Source organism: Bradyrhizobium lablabi, from assembly GCF_018131005.1.
Lineage (GTDB): Bacteria > Pseudomonadota > Alphaproteobacteria > Rhizobiales > Xanthobacteraceae > Bradyrhizobium > Bradyrhizobium lablabi_D.
Window position 1 is genome coordinate 782828 of the sequence record NZ_JAFCJK010000002.1, and the last position, 20335, is coordinate 803162.

The 20335-nt window shown below is 60.9% G+C and carries 19 protein-coding genes and 1 tRNA gene; 4 read left to right on the plus strand and 16 right to left on the minus strand.

Annotated elements, in window-relative coordinates; translation table 11 throughout:
* Positions 1-2: 2 nt before the first annotated feature.
* Entirely contained in the window at positions 3-1196 is a 1194-nt protein-coding gene (locus tag JQ553_RS08655; protein ID WP_212499465.1) for a site-specific integrase, read from the plus strand.
* Positions 1197-1265: 69 nt separating this feature from the next.
* Positions 1266-1355, plus strand: a tRNA-Ser gene (locus JQ553_RS08660).
* A gap of 237 nt (positions 1356-1592) precedes the next feature.
* On the opposite strand, the gene JQ553_RS08665 is transcribed toward JQ553_RS08660, so the two are convergent.
* The 11 genes from JQ553_RS08665 to JQ553_RS08715 all read right to left on the minus strand — a co-directional run bounded on the left by JQ553_RS08665 (position 1593) and on the right by JQ553_RS08715 (position 11959).
* Positions 1593-2114 (minus strand): GNAT family N-acetyltransferase, encoded by a 522-nt coding sequence (locus tag JQ553_RS08665; RefSeq protein WP_212499466.1) that lies wholly within the window; start codon positions 2112-2114, stop codon positions 1593-1595.
* Between the two features lie 171 nt (positions 2115-2285).
* Positions 2286-3914 (minus strand): molecular chaperone GroEL, encoded by a 1629-nt coding sequence (locus JQ553_RS08670; RefSeq protein ID WP_212499467.1) that lies wholly within the window; start codon positions 3912-3914, stop codon positions 2286-2288.
* 57 nt (positions 3915-3971) lie between these two features.
* The gene (locus tag JQ553_RS08675) at positions 3972-4691 is read right to left on the minus strand and encodes a metal-sulfur cluster assembly factor (RefSeq protein ID WP_212499468.1); all 720 of its coding nucleotides are present in this window, start codon (positions 4689-4691) and stop codon (positions 3972-3974) included.
* A 7-nt stretch (positions 4692-4698) separates the two neighbouring features.
* Positions 4699-5742, minus strand: coding sequence for an amidohydrolase family protein (locus tag JQ553_RS08680; RefSeq protein WP_212499469.1), 1044 nt, complete (start codon positions 5740-5742; stop codon positions 4699-4701).
* Between the two features lie 81 nt (positions 5743-5823).
* Positions 5824-6189, minus strand: a complete 366-nt coding sequence (locus JQ553_RS08685) for an MmoB/DmpM family protein (RefSeq protein ID WP_212499470.1) — start codon at positions 6187-6189, stop codon at positions 5824-5826.
* Positions 6190-6230: 41 nt separating this feature from the next.
* Positions 6231-7298, minus strand: a complete 1068-nt coding sequence (locus JQ553_RS08690; protein ID WP_312015103.1) for an aromatic/alkene monooxygenase hydroxylase subunit beta — start codon at positions 7296-7298, stop codon at positions 6231-6233.
* Between the two features lie 61 nt (positions 7299-7359).
* Positions 7360-8400 carry an FAD-binding oxidoreductase gene (locus JQ553_RS08695; protein ID WP_212499472.1) on the minus strand — a complete coding sequence of 347 codons (1041 nt, stop codon included), beginning with the start codon at positions 8398-8400 and terminating at the stop codon, positions 7360-7362.
* A gap of 121 nt (positions 8401-8521) precedes the next feature.
* A complete protein-coding gene (locus JQ553_RS08700; RefSeq protein WP_212499473.1) occupies positions 8522-10195 on the minus strand; it encodes an aromatic/alkene/methane monooxygenase hydroxylase/oxygenase subunit alpha in 1674 nt (557 codons plus the stop codon).
* 177 nt (positions 10196-10372) lie between these two features.
* Positions 10373-10570: a hypothetical protein gene (locus tag JQ553_RS08705; RefSeq protein ID WP_212499737.1), complete on the minus strand. Its 198-nt coding sequence runs from the start codon at positions 10568-10570 to the stop codon at positions 10373-10375.
* Positions 10557-10814, minus strand: a complete 258-nt coding sequence (locus tag JQ553_RS08710) for a hypothetical protein (protein WP_212499474.1) — start codon at positions 10812-10814, stop codon at positions 10557-10559. The genes JQ553_RS08705 and JQ553_RS08710 overlap by 14 nt, the downstream gene beginning before the upstream one ends.
* A 101-nt stretch (positions 10815-10915) precedes the next feature.
* Positions 10916-11959 (minus strand): NAD(P)-dependent alcohol dehydrogenase, encoded by a 1044-nt coding sequence (locus JQ553_RS08715; RefSeq protein ID WP_212499475.1) that lies wholly within the window; start codon positions 11957-11959, stop codon positions 10916-10918.
* 383 nt (positions 11960-12342) lie between these two features.
* Between JQ553_RS08715 and JQ553_RS08720 the strand changes: the two genes are divergently transcribed.
* Both JQ553_RS08720 and JQ553_RS08725 read left to right on the plus strand, forming a co-directional pair.
* On the plus strand, positions 12343-14193 hold the full coding sequence (locus tag JQ553_RS08720; RefSeq protein ID WP_312015104.1) for a sigma-54-dependent Fis family transcriptional regulator: 1851 nt from the start codon (positions 12343-12345) through the stop codon (positions 14191-14193).
* The gene (locus JQ553_RS08725) at positions 14168-14596 is read left to right on the plus strand and encodes an SseB family protein (RefSeq protein WP_212499477.1); all 429 of its coding nucleotides are present in this window, start codon (positions 14168-14170) and stop codon (positions 14594-14596) included. The genes JQ553_RS08720 and JQ553_RS08725 overlap by 26 nt, the downstream gene beginning before the upstream one ends.
* A gap of 469 nt (positions 14597-15065) precedes the next feature.
* On the opposite strand, the gene JQ553_RS08730 is transcribed toward JQ553_RS08725, so the two are convergent.
* From JQ553_RS08730 to JQ553_RS08750, 5 genes are all read right to left on the minus strand, one after another.
* A complete protein-coding gene (locus JQ553_RS08730) occupies positions 15066-16178 on the minus strand; it encodes a peptidoglycan-binding protein (protein WP_212499478.1) in 1113 nt (370 codons plus the stop codon).
* A 463-nt stretch (positions 16179-16641) separates the two neighbouring features.
* Positions 16642-18045 carry an amidase gene (locus tag JQ553_RS08735; RefSeq protein ID WP_212499479.1) on the minus strand — a complete coding sequence of 468 codons (1404 nt, stop codon included), beginning with the start codon at positions 18043-18045 and terminating at the stop codon, positions 16642-16644.
* A gap of 29 nt (positions 18046-18074) precedes the next feature.
* Positions 18075-18836, minus strand: coding sequence for an SDR family NAD(P)-dependent oxidoreductase (locus tag JQ553_RS08740; protein ID WP_212499480.1), 762 nt, complete (start codon positions 18834-18836; stop codon positions 18075-18077).
* Positions 18837-18913: 77 nt separating this feature from the next.
* A complete protein-coding gene (locus tag JQ553_RS08745; RefSeq protein ID WP_212499481.1) occupies positions 18914-19624 on the minus strand; it encodes an ABC transporter ATP-binding protein in 711 nt (236 codons plus the stop codon).
* Positions 19614-20333 (minus strand): ABC transporter ATP-binding protein, encoded by a 720-nt coding sequence (locus JQ553_RS08750; RefSeq protein ID WP_212499482.1) that lies wholly within the window; start codon positions 20331-20333, stop codon positions 19614-19616. Before JQ553_RS08750 ends, JQ553_RS08745 begins: the two co-directional genes overlap by 11 nt.
* Positions 20334-20335 lie beyond the last annotated feature (2 nt).

Below are 20335 nucleotides of genomic sequence, written 5' to 3' on the forward strand. Positions count from 1 at the left end.
CGATGCGTCCGACCGGCCATATCAGGCAACGCTCGCCCAAATCTTTCGAAATCCGCTACAGCCTGGGGACTGATGAAGCGACCGGCAAGGGCCGTTACGCCACAGCGACCGTGGTCGGCACCCGCAAAGACGCCGAACGCGAACTGCGGCGCCGCCTCCGCACGCTTGATACCGGCGAGCATGTCGATCCCAACCGCATCACCGTTGGCAGATGGCTGGCGGATTGGCTCGCCACCGTGCGTGGCGAAGTGTCTCCTAAGTCCTATGAACGATACGCTGAGGTGGTCGATGGCTACCTGACGCCCGCCCTAGGCAACCTGCCGCTGATCAAGCTGACGCCGTCCCATATCCAGAAAGCCTATAACGGCTGGGCCAATGGCGGCCGGCGCGATGGCAAAAAGGGACCTCTGGCGCCCCGCACCCGCCGGCATATCCACCGCATTCTGAACTCGGCGCTGGCGCGCGCGGTCGAACAGCAGGTGCTGGCCCGCAACCCAGCGGACGCCTTCAAGAAGCGCCTGCCCAAGGTCGAACGCAAGCCGATGGCGGTGTTCACCGCCGAGCAGTCGGCAGAGTTCCTGAGCGCCATCAAACATACACATACTTACTGGCCGGTGCTGATGGCGCTCGCCACCGGGATGCGCCGCGGCGAGGTGCTGGGCCTACGCTGGAAGAATGTCGACCTGGATCGGGCATCGCTGCGGGTGGTGGAAAGTGTCGAGCAGACCAAGGCCGGGCTGCGCTTCAAGGCCCCCAAGACCGAACAGGCCCGCGCCGTCACCCTGCCCGCCTTCGCCATCGATGAGTTGCGGAGGCTGAAGCGCCGGCAGGCTGAGACCCTGCTGCAGCTGGGCGTCAGGCAGACCGGTGAGACCCTGGTGTGCTGCCGCGAGGATGGCGAGGTGCTGCAGCCGACCAGCCTCACCCATCAGTTCACCTACCTGATGGGACGGTCCCCGGATCTGCCGCGGCTGCGGTTTCATGATCTGCGCCATAGCCACGCGACCCAGCTGCTGGTGGAAGGTATCCATCCCAAAGTGGTCCAGGAGCGCCTCGGACACTCTTCGATCGCGATCACCCTCGACCTGTACTCGCACGTCATCGGCACGCTCCAGGAGGACGCTGCGACCCGGCTCGACTTGGCGTTCGGCCCTGCTATAAGGCGCCTGTCGCTGGCGTCTAAAAAAACTCAGTAGCAATTTCAGTAGCAACGGGCCTTTGGCTCATTCTTCGGAAGTTGTTTTCGCTAGTGATAACAATGGCTTGGAAGGGTGGCCGAGTGGTTTAAGGCACCGGTCTTGAAAACCGGCGTGCCTGCAAGGGTACCGTGGGTTCGAATCCCACCCCTTCCGCCAGTATAGTGTTCTCCGTTGTTCTCCACCGTTCGGAATCCCCAGTAAAATCAGCGCTTTCGTTGGCCGACTGTCTTCCTTAGTTCGCCGTCGTTCCTCACAATCAGAGCGCAAACCGTAGCTTGTTGATTTCGTTGCGCTCTGTGGCGAGCATCCGAAAGCTACGGTTGGAGTCCACGGTACGCTAGCAATTCACCACTGCGCGCTTGCTCATCTATCCGCTCCATTGCCCGATGAAATCTACAACCTCATTGGACGGTCGATGCGTCCCATGAGAACGACGTCGACGAAGCGCCCGTCGATCAGCGCCCCGTCGCGCTGAACGCCCTCGCGGACGAAGCCGAATTTCTCATAGAGCGCGATGGCGGCGGCGTTGTCGGCATGGACGTCGAGTTCGATGCGGATGAAGTCGCTGCAGCTCGCCAGGCCGAGAGCCGCGGTCAGGAGCGCCTCGCCGACCCCCCGCCTTCGCCAGTCGGCGATCACCCCCATTCCCAGGAGGCCGCGATGCTTGCGCGACGGGGCGCAATTGCGGCCGATGTCGCACCAGCCGACGAGCGCGTCTGCGCCGATCGCGACGACCATCGGATCGCCGCACGCCATCCGTTCTTCGACGTAACGCCGCGTCTCGTCTAGCGACGGCGCTTCAAAAGCGGCAAGAAACTGGCGTTCGCGCGCTACGGCGTCAAACACGCGGCGAAAGGCGGCGACGTGACTGAGTCGGATCGGTGTAATTTCAAAGCCGACGCGATGGGCATTCATGCTGCGAGGCTCGCGGAATCCAGGCGCAGCGAACCGTTCGGCTGCACCGCCAGGACAGGCTGGGGTCAAACCTGAATTAGTTCCATGATACAGCAGCGCGATGAGGCGGACGAGAAAGTCGTATGCGATTTATTCGTAATGGGTGGCGATTGCCGCCGTCCCGCGCGCCGACTAGAGCCTTTCGGCTCCGCCTCCGCGCGCAGGTCCGGCCGTGACGTCGTAGTCGTCGGGCTTCTTGGCGATCAGCGTCTGCGTCGTGAGGATGAGCGCGGCGACTGACCCGGCGTTGCAAACCGCATTGTAACAGACCTTGACCGGATCGACGATCCCCGCCTTGAACATGTTGACATGGCGCCCGCTGCGCGCGTCGAAGCCGTGCCCATTTCCGGTCGCTGCGAGTTCCGCTAATTCTTTCGCTGAGTCGCGACCGGAATTTGTGATGATCAACGCCAGCGGTGTTGACAGAGCCTGTCGTACAAGCTGCGCGCCCTTCTTGCGGTCTCCCTCAAGTTTGTCGATCAAGGGGTCGAGCATTGGCGCGGTCTGCATGAGTGAAATCCCGCCGCCTGCGACGATACCTTCCTCCATCGCCGCGCGCGTCGCGTTGATCGCGTCTTCAATGAGCTGCGCGATACGCTTTTGGGCGACCGGCGTCGCGCCGCCGGCCAGGATCATCGCGGTGCCCCCGGAAAGCTTGGCAAGACGCTCCTTGAACTTGTCGCGCTCGACGTTTTCGGGCGCGGCGTCATACTGGCGCCTCACTTGTTCGCGTCGGGCGGCCACCGTCTCCGGTCGGCCTTCGCCGCCAATGATCAAAGTGCGATTGGCGGAAATGCGCACCTGCCGCGCTCCTCCGAGATCTTCGGCCGAGGCTTCCATGACCTTGCCGCCCAAATCGCGCGCAATCACGCGGCCGTCGGTCGCAACCGCGATGTCCTCCAGCATCGCCTTGCGCCAATGACCGAATTCAGGCGGATGGATGGCGGCGATCTTTACCTTTGAGTCGCCGCGCTGCGAAAGCAGGCCCATCACCGCAGGCGGCGCTAATTCCTCGGCAATGATCAAGAGTGGTCGCTGATGCTGCTCGGTGAGCGCCAACACCCCCGACAATTCATCGGCCGATTGGATCTTGTTGTCGGTCATGAGAATGATCGGGCTGTCGAGCACGACTTCCATCCGCTCGACGTCAGTGACCATATGATGGGAGATATAGCCTCGGTCGAAGGCCATGCCCTCGACGACATCGAGCACGGTGTCCACGGTCGCGCCGAATTCGACGGCGACGATGCCGGTCGGGCCGGTGCGCTCGAAGGCCTCGGCGACAAGCGCGCCGAGCTTGTCGTCATTGGCGGCGATGCAGGCGACCGCCCGCACGCCCTTGAAGCCCTCGATCGGTCGCGCCGCTTTTTTCAAGTGCGCAACCGTCTCTTCGACCGCCAGCTGCAGTCCTTCGACAACATCGACGGGGTTGGCCCCGGCCTCGACCAGCTTCAGTCCGTCCTGAACCATGGCGTCGGCGAGAACGGTCGCCGTCGTCGTGCCATCGCCCGCGACGTCGTTGGTTTGCTTCGAGACCTCGCGCACGATCTGCGCGCCCATGTTCTCGAACGGATCGTCGAGTTCGATTTCGGCGGCGATCGAGACGCCGTCGCGCGAAACGATTGGTGTCCCGAGCGGGCGATCCATGACCGCATTCATGCCCTTGGGGCCCAAGGTGCCCCTCACCGCGCGGGTCAATTTGGCTACGCCGCGCGCAAGCGCCGCGCGCGCCTCGGCGTCGTGCAACATCATCTTCGGCATCCGCATCCCCTCACGAATTGTCGTCACGCGCCCGCCGAGAGCGGGCCATCGGTCGAATCAGGCCTCTGGAGCGTCGAGACCGAAGCGTTCACGCAGCAAGCCGCGACAGAGGGCGCCGTTGAACTCAGCGTTCACGCCGACCCGTCGCATCGCGCGCATATAGACTCCCAACGTCTCGGCCTGTAACCGGTCGCCCTCCGTGTCGACGAAGGCGCGCCCGGCGTCAGCCTCGCCCACAACGCCCCGCCGCTCGAAATATCGTCGCCGCAGGGCCGAACCCGTGTCGTCGAGATCGGCCGCCGACAGCTCCTTGAGGCTCAGCTCTACGAGCTGCGCCGCGGAAAACCCGGCGGCGACAAGATGATCGAGCAGCGCGGATTGTCGCCGCTGGAACGCCTTGACGAGAAACGTCCGCCGAAGCGCGCCGAGATCGTCATCCGCCTCATCGCCAAATGCTTCGGCAAACGAAAGCCCGCGCTTGAGGCCTTCGTTGATCTTCTCGGCGTACATGTGCTCGCCGATTGTGACTTCGACCTCGCCGACCCAGGGCAGCGCTCCAATCGCGTGCCGCATGTCGTCGGCCATCAGATACGAGAAGTTCGCCGCGCACCAATAGGTCGGCAGACGAAACCCGACCCGAACCTTCTCGCCCGCCTCCACGTCGACTTGGGTGACGAAGCCCAGATCGACCACCGATTCGTCGAGTTCGGGATCGATCACGCCGCGCAGCCGGTCCCAAACCTCGGCGCGGCGTTCCTCTATGGACACAACCGCCATGGTAGGCCTACTGCGGGCTGTGCGCGGCCGCGGACAGATGAGCGTATCCGCCGGCCGCCTGAATTTTTTTCTTCTGATCCGCGACGTCGATCCCGTAGAGGCGCGCTGCATTGAGGCCGAGGATCTTCGTCTTGTTTTCAAGCGTCAGGGACGAGCCGGTCTCCTTTGCGAGGTCGTCGGGAATCTCGAACGCCATGAACTTGTCGATCAGCCATTTGGGCGTCCAGATGCCGTAGTCGCTGCCGTAGACCAGCTTGTCGGGCCCAAGCCAGAAGAGCAGCTCCGCCATCACATGACCGAAATAGCGCGGGCGCGTGTGGATGAAGGGCAGCGCCACCGCCAGACCGCCGTAGACGTTGGTCTCCTGCGTCGCGATCCAACAGAAGTCGTCGAGGCGCGGCAGGCCGCAGTGCTCGACGATGAAGTTGAGGTCCTGGAACGATGTCGCGACGTCGTCAATGTCGGCAACGTCGAATGCATCACGGTTGAGCGGAATGATGGTCGGGCCCTTATGAACGTGCAGGTTCTTGATCCCGTATTTCTGCGCCGCCTCGATGAACTTGTAGGAGTCCCTGTCGGTCAGCTTGTAGCCTTTGGACTCGCCGCGCCATTCGGCCGTGTAGAGCTTGACGCCCTTGAGATGATACCTTTCGCATTTGGCGTGCAGCTCCTCGATGCCCTTGTTGCCGTCGCGCGGGTCGAAGGCGCCATTGAGGATGAAGCGCTCGGGGTGGCTCTTCTTCAGCGCCGAATTTTGCTCGGTGGTGTTGAAGCCGTTCTTGTAGAAGTCGGTGAGATAGGTCGGCTGCAAAATCGCCATGTCGTCGTAACCATGGATGAACAAGTCGTCATACATGGTCTTGGCGTCATACTTCTCGAATTTCTCTTTCGGCCATTTCTCGGACGGAGGGCTCAAGTTGGAATGATACGCGTAGAAGCATTCGATAAATTGCTTGCCATGAATGTTCTTTTGATTCGCCGGGCTGCCGTCCCACAAGTGCGTGTGCCCGTCGATGACGAAAATCTCTTCGCCGGATTTCGTCCGATACATCTCATCCTCCCTCTGCCGTCGTTGAAGCCGTTTGTGGAGATCGACGCCGAGAAACGGGTGCCTCGGCGTCAACCCCGCCGTTTAGTGCTCTATGTACGCGAGCGCTTCCTGCATGTCGCCGAACACCACGACGGTGTTGTCGTCGACCATCACCATGCGGCCATAGTGAGTGGAAGTCGAGATTTCGAACAGGTGCGGCGTCATCGACCGCCCCAGCGCCTCGCTGATCTCTTCCATGTTGAAGATCAGCTTGGGGTCGCCGTCGATCCGGATCAACGACGGTTGATAGGTCACCGTGACCCCTTTCTTACTCTCCATCACATCCGCGATGGCCCTCGCCTCGACGCTGTCGTTCATGGTGATCCCGCACTGATGCGAGATGGTGTCCTCGAACCGAATATCCTTCATCGACTTGAATATATTGCTGTGCTGCACCGCTTCAGTCATCGAGTCCTCCTAAAAGACGAGTTGTTTTTTGGAACTGGCCATCAAGGAACCGCGAGGCCGACTTCGCTGCAGATCGACTCCAGCCGGTTCTTCGCCTGCGCTTGCGCGTCGGCGAAAGAGAAGACCTTGACGCGAGGTTGCGACCACAGCGGCTGCAGGCCGTTGGCGGCTGCGGCTGCTAGTTCCGCATGTTTCTTCATCCAGCCGTTAAACAGCGCCGTGTTATGCGCGGCATGCTGCTTGTCGGTCGTTAGAATGTGGAACAATTCGACGCTATTGGCGAGGTTGCGCTCGTAGTCGGCCTCCGCGGCGGCGACCACCGCCGGCGTGGCGAAGTCGTTCTGTCCCGCGGCCATCTGCATGATGAAACCGCTGCGGAACAACTCGCCGACTAACGGCTCGAACACGAAATTGGTCGCGAGATATTGTTCGAGATAGTCTGTCGCGCCCATGATCGATTCGGTCGACTTGCGCACGCCTTGCCAGATCGGGTCCTCGAGCCAGTGCTTCTTGCCCGCGCCAGTGTCGAACCCTTCGACGTCGAGACCGATCTCGGCGAGGTAGATCGTCAGATCCTGCGCGAAGCGCATCTTGTACGACGAGTTGGTCAAGATCGCAGTGTTGATCATCTGGGTATAACCGTAGCGTTGCGCTTGCATCATCGAGGTACCCAGGCCGAACTCGGCGTGCTTATAGGCGCCCAGATGATCCTGCAAAACCTTGACCCAGGCCTTATCGAAACGCTTCGGCGCGCCGGACTTCCGCGCGTTCTCGATTACGCCCTGAACCATGCCGCAAATTGTCGACTGGCGCTGATAGTGCGTGCGCTCCCATTCCTGGTCGACCGCCCGGAACTTATGCCAATCGGAGCTGAGCGCTTTGGTCCAGGTCTTGGAATAGGTCGGCGTCCCGTCGGGAAACGAGATGATCCAATCTTGCAGCAAGTACCGCTCCGGATCCGGCTGCACGTCGACGGTCACGTCCTCGTAATGCGTCGCCTTCCGGCCCTTTGGCTCGAAATAGTTGAATTTCCGGCTGTCTGATCCCGGAAATATCGCCGCACCGGCAGCGCCGGACTTCACGGGTTGCGTAGCTTGTGCTGTGCTCACTGTTTCCTCCATTTAGCGTCAGCTCTTTGCCTGATTGCCTCGGCGGTGTTGCGGCGGCCCATTACCGGGTCGCCGGGGTGAACTTGTCGAAATAGATGTGCTCAGGCTCGATCGGGCTCATCCGCAGCACAGGTAGAACCGCGTCGATCATCGGCGGCGGCCCGCACGTATAGGCGTCTTCGGCGTCGGCAAGCCGCCCCGCGCGAAGGTGACCTTGAACGACCTCGTGGATGAGCCCCGTCTCACCCTCCCATCCGTCATCCGGAGCGCCGTGCGAAAGCGCCGGAATGAACTGGAAATCGGAGATTCGTTCGCCGATCGCAGCGATTTCGTCGAGCATGAAGAGGTCGGCCTTTGTCCGCGCCCCGTAATAAAACCGGACCGGTCTCGTCTCACCGCTGCGGGCCTGGTCAGTCAGGATCGACCACAAGGGCGACATGCCCGAACCGCCGCCGACAAGAACCATCGCGCCGGAACGACCTGCGCGCCGGCTGCAGGTGCCATAGGGCCCCTTGACCGCGACCGCCTCGCCTGGCGCCAATGCTCCGTCAAGCAGCGACGAAAAGGCACCGTCCGGATATTTCTTGATGATGAACGACAGTCGCCGATCGTCACCCGGCGCGTTCGACATCGAGAACGATCGCGTCACGCCGGTGGCGGGCAAGGCCAAATCGACATATTGGCCCGCCCAAAATTTCAACGGTTTATCCAACTCGATGTCGAGTTGGCGGATATCATGCGTCAGCGCCTTCGTCTCAATGACGGTCGCAGAATAGGTCTTGACCGGAATCGCGCGCGACAGCAACTCCTCGTCGAAGTTGAGCAGCTCGATCTCGAGGTCGCTGTAGGCGTGGGTTCGACAGAGCAGCACGTGCTCAGTCTCCCTCTCATAATCCGGTAGAGCAAACGTCGAGTACTTGAGCAATTCGATGTCGCCGCCGATAAGGCGCGACTTACAGGAGCCGCATTGGCCCTCCTTGCAGCCGTGCATGAGGGCGATGCCTTGACGGAACGCCGCTTCCAAAACGGTCTCGCCCTCCTCGACGTCCATTTCGACGCCGACCGGTTCGAGACGCACTTTGTAAACCTGCGCGTCGCCCATCCTCTTGGCCTCCTCCGCACGCTTTTAGAGCGTGCGCCGCGGCGATCTCCGCCGCGACGCATTCTCAGATCCTTATGCAACGGGGTCGCCGCGGGGCGACCTTCGCGTCTTCAGCTCACGATCAATGGACGGGATTGATCGTGAAGCCTTTGCGATATTCGGCGACCGCCGCGTCCCGCTCCGCGCCCGCCTTCAGCGCGCGGAAGCCACGCAACGGACTGCCGAGCGTATGGCCGCGAACATGATCGAGGGTCCACATGTCCTTGGTATCGAACCGCAGATGCGGTTGCGGGACGAGAGTCTTGCCATCGGAGCGGACGAAACCGAGATCCTTGATCGCGTCGGCGAGATCCCACCCGTGATAGCAGTCTTCCCATTCGCGGCGACCGCTGAAACGGCCCATGGCAGGAGTCGGGCGGCCCTTGTATTCGCCACCGAAAGCCACCTTATGCGTCCAGCGGCATCCCTCAGAGCAATAGGTGTACATCTTGCCGTCCACTTCGTCGCAGACAAAGTCCTCGCGGATCAGGCACGGAACCATGCAGCTCCAGCAGCGATGCGGATAGACGTAGCCGACATCGCCATTGAACAGGATGTTGGTCTCGCCGGGCTTCGAGAGCTTCGCATACCACTTCCAGAACTCGCCGAACTTGGCGTACCAGCCGGGGTATTTGTGCTCAAACCATTCGAAGTCCTTCTCGGTCTGGGCTTCGATGCGCCAGAAGTTCACTGGCCAACCGACTGCGAAGAATTGCGCAGTCAAATGAACATAGTCCTTCTTAACGATGCGATCCCAGGCCGCCGCCACGTCGTCGTGGTGGATCTTGACGCCGTATTTCTCGAGCGGCAGCATGTAGGTGCGATAGTAATCTTCGTAGATCCAGCGGTGCCATAGCTCCGCATAGGATTCCTTAGTCTTGTCGCGATTAGTGGTGCCGTATTCGACGAACGTGCCGATGGCCGCGTCGACGATGGCGTGGTTCTGCCAGAACGCGTATTTGAGATCGCGCTCCAGAAGATCATGGTTCGATGGATCGTGGATCATTGCCATCAACAACGAGTGGCCGTTGCCGATGTGACGCGATTCGTCGGACTGCACCGACAAGAACACTGTCGGCAGGGCGTAGTCGCCGTTGCGCGCCGCTTCCGACGGCATCGCGACGAACAGCGTGTTCGTGAATGCCGTCTCGGCCACGACCGTCAAGTAGATATTCGCCGCGGTGATGGCGTCGCCGGTCAGGAAGCCCTCGGCGAACTGACGCCCGATGGTCGATGCGTAGCACTTGCCAAACGCAGCCTCCGTGATGTCGAAGCCGGCCGGGTCGATGTAGTTCTCCATGTACCACTTTTTCAGATTCATCTGAATCGTCGAGTGACGGAGCTCGTCGACCATTTGCATTGTGAATCCGGTGCGTAGCTCTTCGCCGGGCGCCAGGCGGCCGACCATGGCCATCGACCGAGCGGCCGAGATTTCCGGGAATGGGATGATCGCCAGGAAGAGCTTCATCCACTCGATCCACCGGGGCTCCACGTTACGGAACATGTCGCCGCGCAACGCCGCATCGAGCGCGCCGTAAACACGGTTGTCCTTTTCCTCCTGCATCGGGAAATACGAGCGCAGCACCTGCTTCATCGGATCGCGCGGCACCCGCGAGATCTTGTAGTCGGTCGGGAAGGTCATCGCTTCCTGAACGTAGCTCGGTGTCCAGCCCAGATCGGCGACGCGATTGGCCGCCTCGCCGATGCTGATGCCTTTCTGCGAGGTAATCTTATTCAAAGTTAGACTTGCTGCCATGGCATCGTTCTCCTGTTTGCTCCTTCCAGGCGCCACGGATCGCTTCCGACCGTCGCGTCCTCACCAAACGCGTCCCAAGACCGCCCTCCGTGTCGGACTTCGTGTGCGCGTTCGCGCACCCGAAACTGAGTCTTCAGCGCTCAGTTTCGCGGCCTTCATTCAATCGCTCATCGAACCTTACGGCTTTGTGAGCGGTCTTCCTTCCGCAATGAAGCGAGCGGCTAAAATCAACCCGCCCATCGCGAAGTCCTTCCCGTGCCTCGCGATCATGTCCTCTGCAACATGGGCGAGCCGCACCATCAACTCGTCCTTTGAGCGATCCTCGTCGTTCAAATTGGCGACCGCCGAATCCTCCGGCCTCTCAGTCGCGTTCATGACAAGGCCCCTCCGCCTCCTCAGTAAATTCCATCAGCGATCTGTTGAGCCACTCCCGCTCCGAGACGAGACGACCATGCTCCTCCTCGAGGATCGCGATCCGCCTCTTGACCTCTTCGAGCCGCACGGCCGCGTCACGATCGTTTGGGTCGCGCGCCAGATCGCGCAACGCTCCAGCCTGCTCGATGTCGGCCCCCGCCCGCGCGCTATCGAACCGCAATTGGCGCGCGTTGTTGTCGATCATCGCAAGGATCAAACGTTGGCGAGCCTCGGCGCTCGCCTGCGACCGTCTGGACGCCCCTGCGTCGCGCGGCGACTGATCGTTGCGACCATGCTCAGAATCAATCATGGGATGAGCACCGCGCGCCCGTTGATCTGGCCATGATGTAGATCGTGCAGCGCATCATTGGCTTGGCTGAGCTTGTATTCGCGCGTGTGCAGCGTCACCCGACCTCGGTCAGCGAGCGCCATCAGTTCGACGAGTTCGGCGTAGGTGCCGACCAGATTCCCCACGATCGTCTTCTCGCTGGTGATCATGTCGATGGTCGGAATGTCGATTTTTCCGCCGTAGCCGACCACATAGTAGAAGCCCTGATTCCGCGTCATCGCGAGCCCTTTCGCGACCGCGTCGCCTTCGCCGACAAAGTCGATGACGGCCTCCGCGCCTTTGCCATGCGTGAGATGCAGTACTTTCTCGACCTCGTCGCCGTCAGCTTTCACAGCGTGATGCGCGCCGCACGCCTTCGCCAACTCCAGCGACTTGACGGAGCGATCGACCACCACGATCTCCGCCGCGCACAGCGCGGCCAGAACTTGAATGCCAATGTGCCCGAGCCCGCCGGCGCCGATGACGACCGCATATTCTCCGGGGAGCAGATGGCGCGACGCCTTCTTGGCCGCGCGGTAGGCCGTGAGGCCGGCGTCCGTGTACGGTGCCACTTCCTTCGGCGCGAGCGACTTCGGCAACTTGATCAGCGAGCGCTCGCCGGTAAGGAGATATTCCGCATAGCCACCATTGGCGTTGATGCCGGGGAAACTGCTCTCCTCCGCATGCATATCGTTGCCACGCCTGCACGCTATGCAGTGGCCGCTTGTCACGAGGGGATGACAGATGACTGCATCCCCAACCTTGACTCCCTGTACGTTCTTGCCGACCGCTTCGACCCAACCAGCATTCTCGTGCCCCATGATGTAGGGCAGATTGATGTCGACCTTGCTGCGCCAGATGCCCTCGACGATATGCAGATCCGTGCGGCAGACGCCTGCGCCGCCGATGCGAACGATCACATCCGAGGGGCGGCTAATCGTCGGTTCCGCGACATCCTCGTATTTGACAAACTCCTTCGCCGTCAGCTTTTCGTCGAACGCGTGCAAAACAGCCGCTTTCATTTCCTCCCCCTAGACTAGTTTCCGTTGCGAAAGGTGTTGGTGCTGTTGAGCAACAACCGTGCCACGTCGTTATCTATTTGAGACGACGTTGGTTTCGACGCAGCGTGGGTTCGCCGTTTCGCTCTGAATCGGATCGGTCACAGAGCAACATTGCTCCGTTTCGGAGCAATCGGATGCGAGCCGAAGAACATTGATTTCGGCTTTGCTTCGGGTAGTCTCACCGCCATTGCGGCGCTTCAGGTAGTCACCGCAATCGCGGCGCGCGGGAACGATGAGCGCATGGAGTTCCCTGACGAGCCGCTCGGCCACGTGGAGGCCCTATGGTCGGCGCACCTGCGGGGGGGAGCTCGTTAGCGCGCGCTGCTTTGCGACGCGACGGTGTTGTGCCGACTGGCTTATTGCCGGTCGACATCTACGACAGCTGGTTGCGATGCGTGGCGCTCGGCCTCGATTGCGACCGGCCGCCGAACATGGAATACGTCAGCGGCGGAGAATTGCGGGCCGAGCAGGAGCGCCGGAGCTTTGTGCGCGGCCTGGCGCTCGCCGAGATGCAGGTGCTGCATCAGCAGATCGCCGGCACGAATTTTCTCATCGCCTTTGCGACGCCTGAGGGCCTGTTGCTTGACATTGTCGCCGACGAGAGCTTCAAGGACGGTCCCGATGGCAAAGCGATCCGACCCGGCGTTTGGTGGGACGAACGACGCTGCGGTACGAACGGCATCGGCATTACTGCGTTCCTCAAGCGGCCCGCGGTTGTGCACGGCGACGACCACTTTTACTCGCGTTTTCGATCATTGACATGTTGTGCCGCGCCGGTGTTCGATCCGGACGGCTCCTTGGCGGGCGTGCTCGACGCCTCCTGTGACTGCGTATCTCGGCAGAGTCATACGCGAGTGTTGGTTGAAATGTCGGCCACCCAGATCGAGAACGGCCTCTTTCGCGAGCGGCACTGGAGAGACATTGTAGTCGCCTTCCACAATCGCAGCGAGTTCTTGCATACACTTAGCGTTGGACTGTTGGCTCTCGACGAGAGCGGTTGCATTTTGGCCGCCAACCAGGCGGCGCGCGCGAGCTTGCACGGTTTGCCCTTGTCGCCGGGGCAACCGTTCGGCGAGATCTTCCGAACGCGCATTTCGGACTTCATCGGCGAGAGCCGGCGCTCAGAGCGCCAGCGCCTTCAGGATGTCGTCGGCAGCAACTATGTCGCGCGCGTCGAGTCGCCGCAGGTTTCGCCGATGCTGCGCGCCGTGTCGACGCCGAGGCCACTCGCCGAGCGCGCGCACCCGACCGACTTCGTCGCCATTGATCCGACAGTTGCGGCCATCGTTCGCCAGACGGAGGCAGCCGCGCGCCGCAAAATGCCGATTTTGATCCGGGGCGAGACCGGAACCGGAAAGGAGCAATTGGCGCGCCACGCCCATCGTGCGAGCGGCCGGAAGGGCGCTTTCGTCGCGATCAACTGCGCCGCGCTGCCCGAAAGCCTGGTCGAGTCCGAACTGTTCGGCTACAGCGAGGGCGCTTTCACCGGCGCGCGCAAGGGCGGCGCGGTCGGGCTCTTCCGGCAGGCGGACGGCGGCACATTGTTCCTCGACGAGATCGGGGAAATGCCGACGGCTCTGCAAGCCGTGTTGCTACGTTTTCTCGACGATTGGACCGTCCGCCCTGTCGGCGGCGCTGAGAAGAAAGTCGACGTGTTCCTCGTCTCGGCGACCAATGCCGGCCTCGAAAAGGCCGTCGCCAGCGGCTCCTTCCGCGCCGACCTGATGTTCCGCCTCAATGCGCTCGAAGTGAATCTTCCGCCGCTCGGTCAACGAACGGACTTCGCTGCGATTGTCCGCAAGGTGCTGGCGGACGTCGACCAAGAGCGCAGAATTGACGATTCGGCGATTCAGCGACTTGCGGAATGCGCCTGGCCGGGCAACATTCGCCAGCTCCGGAACGTTCTCTTGCGTCTGACGCTTGAGGATTCGGAACCGACGATCGGCGTCGACGCTGCGGCCGGCGTCCTCGGGAAGGCGCAAAGCGCGCCGAGCCAGTGTTCGACGCTGCACGAACATCATCGCGCGCGAGTGTACGCGACCTACATCGAATGCCACCGCAATGTCAGCGAAACTGCGCGCCAACTCGGCGTGTCGCGTAACACCATTTATCGCGCGCTCGAGGAACAGGCGCGTGGGGCGCAAGGCGGTCGAAGAGTGGAGGTCCACGATGTTCGAGCCGATAAATCGCGTTGAGCGGCTTATGCAGGCGGCCGCCGCCGACCCGAAGCAGATCCGGGGGTTCTATGCCGCCCTTCTCGAGGCAGAGATCTTCGTGCTGACGCCGGAGACCGAGGTCGGGCCGGAGGGTCGTCGATCTCTCAAGGCCAGTGAACCGTTCAACATCGCGACCGTCGATTTCAATGGGCTCCGTTGGCATCCGGCTTTCACCGCCAAGGAGCGCATTTCGACCTACTTGACCGAGCCGGAGTCATGTCTCGGAGCGAAAGCGCGCGATCTCTTCGCTTTGCTGCCAAAATCGAATTTCTGGCTTAACCCGCGCTCAGAATGTCAGAAGCCGCTGCCCGCCGAGGAAATCGCCCTCATCATGAACCGAAAGATCTTCGACATCGATTTTCGCCGACCCCGCCAAGCCTAGCAATTGAAGCCATACCTGTTGGAGCGGAAGCCGAAACCGCGCAGTATCGGTGGTGATCTGTTCATCGCGCCAACGAAGCGCATGGTCGGCGTGGCCACCGCCTCGCAGATCGCCTCCGCATCTGCCACCACGTTGTTGCCGCGCTTGCCAGGCGGCTGCGAGGGTGAAACGACGAGGGCGCGGCATGCTCAAGGGAGTCGTGGAGCGTGGCCCCTCGACTACAGGGCGGCCGCTTTTCCGATAGAACGGCAATGCCCTGCCCCCGTAGTCAAGACCGTAGCTTTTCAAAAAACGGCGGCGGAAGAGCCTTGCAATTTCAGGGAGGCTGACAGGACACCCCTTCCGCCAAAATCATCATTTTTCGGGTATTTTCGTGAATGTCGCGCTTTGTACCCACCCGCCCGGCAGCCCTGCGGAGTGGCTCGCCGACGGCCATGTCACCTGCAACATTGAAGGCCGCGACTGTCGTTCACGTCAGTGTCAAAGCTTCGTTGGGCGTCGATCGCTCACTCTTGAAGGACGCCAGAAACGCGTACCACTCGTAACAGAAGGCATTGCGGACTGCTTTCGCATGTGTGTCATTGAAGGCGCCGTTGTACTGGCTTGGTTTAGGATGCGCTGACACGATGTAGGTCGAAGGATGAGAAACGAAGTGACTCATCTCGTGGATCAGCGAAGTGATCAGATCGCTGCTATCGACGTGATCAGATCCTACCCGGATGTGAGCAAGGTTTGCGTTCTTCTTCCACCATCCCTGCAGCTCCGCATCGGCGATGGTCGGGAGACCATGATGTTCCCTGTCCAAGGTGCGCTGCCTGATGACCCTGACGAAACGTCTCGTCCCGGTCCTCTCGGCCTTCGGGGTCGTAAGCATGGTGGCCGCGATGACGTCCCCCATGCTTGTGTAGATCCTGCGAAGTCTGTGCAGAACATCGCTGACATTGGGATACTTCATTTTTTCATCAGCGATCTTGAAGCACCGGTGCACGGTTGGTAACTCCAGCAGCGCGGTCTCGCTCTCTTTGTAAGTTTGGTAAAGCGCTTCCTTGGGATCGGGCCTGAGGTACGATTTCAGATTGATCCCGTCCAGTTCGGCCGTTGCGACGTCCAAAGCCCTTATCGCCGCGGAAATCCGGAATCGCGCCAGGGCCATGCAGATGAGCGGCATCGTCGGATCTAAAGGGGGCGTGGGAGCGTGATGGTGGTGGGGCGCGGCGATTTCCCTCGCATCAGGCCTATCCGCCTTGGTGCCGCCGCTCGCCATCTCGATTTCGCCAGAAAGCGCCAGCAGGCTTTTCCAGGTGTTCTTGCCGGGATCGATGCGTCCGTCGTGGAGTAGTCCCGGGTGGTGCTGCTGGAAACGCAGGATCGCTCCTCGCGTGAGAGGACCGCAAAGACCGTCCGCATCGAGCATAGAGCCGGGCCCGCCACCCTGCGCTGTCACCCGATTGAGGCGCGATTGTACATTGCGTACGTCGCTTGTGCGATTGACACCTCCCTGTCCCACAGAACCGGAGAGGATCGTCGACTCCTCGGAGCCGGGGTCTCGGGTCCAGACCTCAACGCATTCCTTGTTCTGCATTCTCGCAAAATGCAATGCTCTCATGGAATACCCCCGCACTCTCTCTGTGTCGCGCGCGACGGGCCGATACACCGAGTACAGCATATCTTTAGGGACAGCGATTCTAGTTCTACCGTATGGTCAGTTGTGTGTCCGGCTGAGCAAAGGTTCAAGATTTAGCCTGCATGCGCAGCCAAAACGTCGTGCAAATTTGCAAAAAAAGGTCGGGTCGTCGCTTCAAAGACCGACCGACCTAAAGTCTCAATTGGAAGGCGGTCCGCGCGCTCCCGCAGCATTCGAGTTGTCGCACACCTTGCCCGCCCTGGAGCTCTCAATTCCTTCACAGCCGCACGACAAGCCTGGATGCGCAGGAGCATTGGTTCGGGGCTTGAATCGCGGTTTGGCAAGCCGGCAGCCCGCAGTGCCGCGCCGACATCAATCGATTCGGGATTTCTGAGAGATGCTGATGCTCTAGCCGCAATCCTCATTCGATCGGGGGCCGCCGCGTATGCCAGTCGGTGGTCGACTGAAACGCATGCGCGACGCGCGCCAGCACGCCTTCGGACAAATGAGGCCCGACCAGTTGCATGCTCAGTGGCATATTATCCAAGGCAATTCCCATCGGCAGCGTGATTGTCGGGCTGCCGCTGAAGTCGAAGACGGCGGTGAAACGCAAAATGCTCAGCAGTATGTTTGGATCTGCCCCATACTCGCCCATCTTCGTGAGCGTCGGGACCGGAACAGGCATCGTCGGAATCAGCAGAAGATCGATGTCCTCGAACATCGCCGCAAGACTGCCGCAGAATTTCAACCGCTCGTGGTGAGTGGCTGCGATCTCGACGCCGGTCACGGACCTCCCTTGCTCGATCAACTGCGCAAGTTCTGGCCCATATTCCTGTTTACGCGACGGATACGTCTCCAGGTGCGCTTCGGCGGTCTCCACCGAGCACATCGGGATCCACTGGCTGACAAGCTTCTCATAGGCGGGAAAACGTACCTCGCGGATTTCGGCGCCGAGATCGGCCAGCGTGCGCTCAGCTTCAAGCAACGCCTTGACGATCTGCGGGTCGATTCCTTCCTGAGTGTATTTGCGATCCACCCCAATTCGTAGTCCCCGAGCACCATCGCCGATGCCAGTCAGGTAGTTCGGGACAGGGGCCCGCAAAGTCGTTGGGTCGTTCGGGTCGCCGCCCGCGATGACGTTGAGCATCACTGCGGCGTCCGCAGCTGTCCGGCACATCGGTCCGATGTGATCGAGGGAGTCCGCCAGCGGAAAGACCCCGTGCCTGCTGACCCGGCCCCAGGTCGGCTTAATGCCGGTCAGGCCGCACGTCGCCGAGGGAAACCTGATCGAACCGCCCGTGTCGCTCCCGATCGAGCCATAGCAAAGGCCTGCCGACGTTGCGACACCGGATCCGCTCGAGGACGACCCAACCCAATAATTCGCATTCCAGGGATTGAGCGGCGCCTGATCGTCGGGGTGATGGCTGGTGTACGCGCCATCCGTCATCTTGAGCTTCCCAAGCGTCACAACACCGGCTCGTTCCAGCCGATCCACGATTGTCGCATTGAAGGACGGAACGAACCTTGCGTGAATCCTCGTGCCGCCGGCGGTCGGCGCGAACGTTGTGTAACACAGATCCTTTAATCCGATCGGAACACCATGGAGCGCGCCGCGCCAGAGGCCCTTTTCGATCTCGTTATCATACGCCCTCGCCTGCTCCATCGCGCGCTCCGCCAGAACGACGGCATACGCGTGAAAGATGGGATCGAGCTTTTCAACGCGGTTCAACGCTGCCTTGGCAACCTCCGAAGGCAACATCTCACGGCGGCGAATGAGTTCCGAAATTTCGGTGATGGATTTGTAGTGAAGCAGCTCGGCGGCCATGGTGGTGCTCTGTCATTGTCGGGGTGCGGCTAGAATTGGACGCCGCGCGTCAGCGCTCCGTCCACGACGAGATTGGTTCCTGTAATGAAGCTCGCGGCGCGGCTGGCCAGAAACACCACCGCGTTCGCCATTTCTTGCGGCGTACCCATGCGACCGGTCGGGTTGAGGGCTAGCGCAGTCTTGTACAATTCGGGATTGTTGTCCTTGATCATGTTCCAGACCCCACCTTCAAAATAGGTGTTGCCTGGTGACACCGAATTGGCGCGGATGCCCTTGCCAGCCAATTGGTAGGCCAGGCCCTGGGTATAGTGAATGATAGCAGCCTTGAAGGTACCGTACGGGCCACTTGCGAAATCGACCTCCCGGCCGGAGACGCTCGAGATAGTCACGATCGCAGCCGCCTTGCTCTTTTCGAGAAAGGGCATCGCCGCGTCCACGAGACGCACCGTTCCCATCATGTCGGTCGAGAACTCCTTCTGCCAGCTCTCCTCATCCTGTCCTATCGCGAGCGCGCTGACATTGGCGACCACGGCATCAATCCCGCCGAGCTTCGCGGCCATGTCTGTAACCCACGCCTTGAGGACGGCGCCGTCGGCCACGTCGACCGCGGCCCCGAACGCCGCAACGCCCTTGCCCTTGAGAGCCGCGACCGTGCTGTCCACGTCGGCCTGATTGCGCGCGCAGATCCCAACATCGGCGCCTTCGGCCGCGAAAGTCTCCGCAATCGCCCTGCCAATCCCCTTGGTGCTGCCCGTTACGAGAACCTTGGCTCCCTTAAGTCCTAGATCCATGTTGTCTCCTCCCTGATTATTCCTCGTCAGACATCCGTCCTGCTTGCGAGACTTTATTCGCGAGGACCCTGTCGGTGTCACAACAGAAGCTGCGCGCCCACATTGTCGGCATTGATCTCCTCGCCCGTCAACGATCGAGTGATCTTGCCTTTTTCCATGATGTAGCATCGCTCAGCGATCGCCAAGATCGTGTCGAGATTTTGCTCCACGAAGACGATTGTGGTTCCGAGTTCACGCCGAAACGATTTCAGCGATTCACAGATGTGCTGAACGATCGAAGGCTGAATGCCTTCGGAGGGTTCGTCGAGGATCATCAGCGTCGGATTTCCTATCAACGCACGTCCGATTGCAAGTTGCTGTTGCTCGCCTCCCGACATAGTCCCGGCTATCTGCCGCCGACGTTCCTTCAGTCGAGGGAAGTACTCGTAAACAAGCTCCGGCAACTTCTTGCCTTTCGGTCCGCCAATGAGCTCGCCGACCTGTAGGTTCTCCTCGACGCTCATCTGCGGAAAGACATCCCGTCCCTGCGGGATGTAACCGAAACCGGCTCGCGCCCGGGCGTCAGCCTCCAGCTTCGTCACATCGCGATCCATGAATGTGATCGAGCCCCGCCACGTATCGAGAAGGCCAATCAGGCACCGCATAAGCGTCGATTTGCCCACGCCATTACGACCGATCACGCCTACGATCTCGCCCCGCAAAACCGACAGGCTTACGCCCTGCAGTATGGGCGTGGCGCCGTAGCCCGCCCAAAGCTCCGATACGTCAAGGAAGTGATCAGTGGGCATGTGTCTTACCGAGGTAGATTTCTGCAACCTTTTCATCCGCAAGGATGGTCTCGAGATTGCCGCGAGCAAAGATCTTACCAAGGTGCATAACGGTGACGCGCTGCGCGACCTGCCGCACAAACGCCATGTCGTGCTCGACGACAAGTATCGTCATGCCCTCGGCATTGAAGGACTTGATGAACTCCCCCGTCTTGAAAGTCTCCTCCGGAGACATGCCGGCCGTCGGCTCGTCCAGCAGCAGGAGCTGCGGCTGCAGCGCCAGCGCCATCCCGATCTCGAGCCATTGCTGCTGACCATGCGAAAGCGCCCCGGCTGGCTTTCCGCTCTCCGACGCGAGGTTCAGATGATCCAGCAGGCGCTCCCTCTCCGCGTCTCGCTGGGCTCCCGAGAGCCGTCCTTGCAGCGCAATCTCGATATTCTGCCGAACAGGTAACTCCCTGAACACGCTTGGCGCCTGCATCTTGATGCTCATGCCCCGCTGCACGCGCGCGAAAGGACGCTCATCGGTGATGTCGACGGAATCGAAGGAGATCGTGCCCTTGGTAGGCGGATAAAGGCCTACGATCAGCTTGAAGAGCGTGCTCTTGCCGGCTCCGTTGGGACCGATCAGGCAGTGCACCTCGCCGGCGCTCACCGTGAGATCCACGTCTGAAACAGCCGTCAATCCGCCGAAACGCTTCGTTACGCCTTTCACATCGACGAGCGCCATAA

Bases quoted from the DNA above. Each gene is read 5' to 3' on its own strand.
- JQ553_RS08655 (WP_212499465.1), top strand. From the start codon at position 3: ATGCGTCCGACCGGCCATATCAGGCAACGCTCGCCCAAATCTTTCGAA.
- JQ553_RS08665 (WP_212499466.1), bottom strand. From the start codon at position 2,114: ATGAATGCCCATCGCGTCGGCTTTGAAATTACACCGATCCGACTCAGT.
- JQ553_RS08670 (WP_212499467.1), bottom strand. From the start codon at position 3,914: ATGCCGAAGATGATGTTGCACGACGCCGAGGCGCGCGCGGCGCTTGCG.
- JQ553_RS08675 (WP_212499468.1), bottom strand. From the start codon at position 4,691: ATGGCGGTTGTGTCCATAGAGGAACGCCGCGCCGAGGTTTGGGACCGG.
- JQ553_RS08680 (WP_212499469.1), bottom strand. From the start codon at position 5,742: ATGTATCGGACGAAATCCGGCGAAGAGATTTTCGTCATCGACGGGCAC.
- JQ553_RS08685 (WP_212499470.1), bottom strand. From the start codon at position 6,189: ATGACTGAAGCGGTGCAGCACAGCAATATATTCAAGTCGATGAAGGAT.
- JQ553_RS08695 (WP_212499472.1), bottom strand. From the start codon at position 8,400: ATGGGCGACGCGCAGGTTTACAAAGTGCGTCTCGAACCGGTCGGCGTC.
- JQ553_RS08700 (WP_212499473.1), bottom strand. From the start codon at position 10,195: ATGGCAGCAAGTCTAACTTTGAATAAGATTACCTCGCAGAAAGGCATC.
- JQ553_RS08705 (WP_212499737.1), bottom strand. From the start codon at position 10,570: ATGAACGCGACTGAGAGGCCGGAGGATTCGGCGGTCGCCAATTTGAAC.
- JQ553_RS08710 (WP_212499474.1), bottom strand. From the start codon at position 10,814: ATGATCGACAACAACGCGCGCCAATTGCGGTTCGATAGCGCGCGGGCG.
- JQ553_RS08715 (WP_212499475.1), bottom strand. From the start codon at position 11,959: ATGAAAGCGGCTGTTTTGCACGCGTTCGACGAAAAGCTGACGGCGAAG.
- JQ553_RS08725 (WP_212499477.1), top strand. From the start codon at position 14,168: ATGTTCGAGCCGATAAATCGCGTTGAGCGGCTTATGCAGGCGGCCGCC.
- JQ553_RS08730 (WP_212499478.1), bottom strand. From the start codon at position 16,178: ATGCAGAACAAGGAATGCGTTGAGGTCTGGACCCGAGACCCCGGCTCC.
- JQ553_RS08735 (WP_212499479.1), bottom strand. From the start codon at position 18,045: ATGGCCGCCGAGCTGCTTCACTACAAATCCATCACCGAAATTTCGGAA.
- JQ553_RS08740 (WP_212499480.1), bottom strand. From the start codon at position 18,836: ATGGATCTAGGACTTAAGGGAGCCAAGGTTCTCGTAACGGGCAGCACC.
- JQ553_RS08745 (WP_212499481.1), bottom strand. From the start codon at position 19,624: ATGCCCACTGATCACTTCCTTGACGTATCGGAGCTTTGGGCGGGCTAC.
- JQ553_RS08750 (WP_212499482.1), bottom strand. From the start codon at position 20,333: ATGGCGCTCGTCGATGTGAAAGGCGTAACGAAGCGTTTCGGCGGATTG.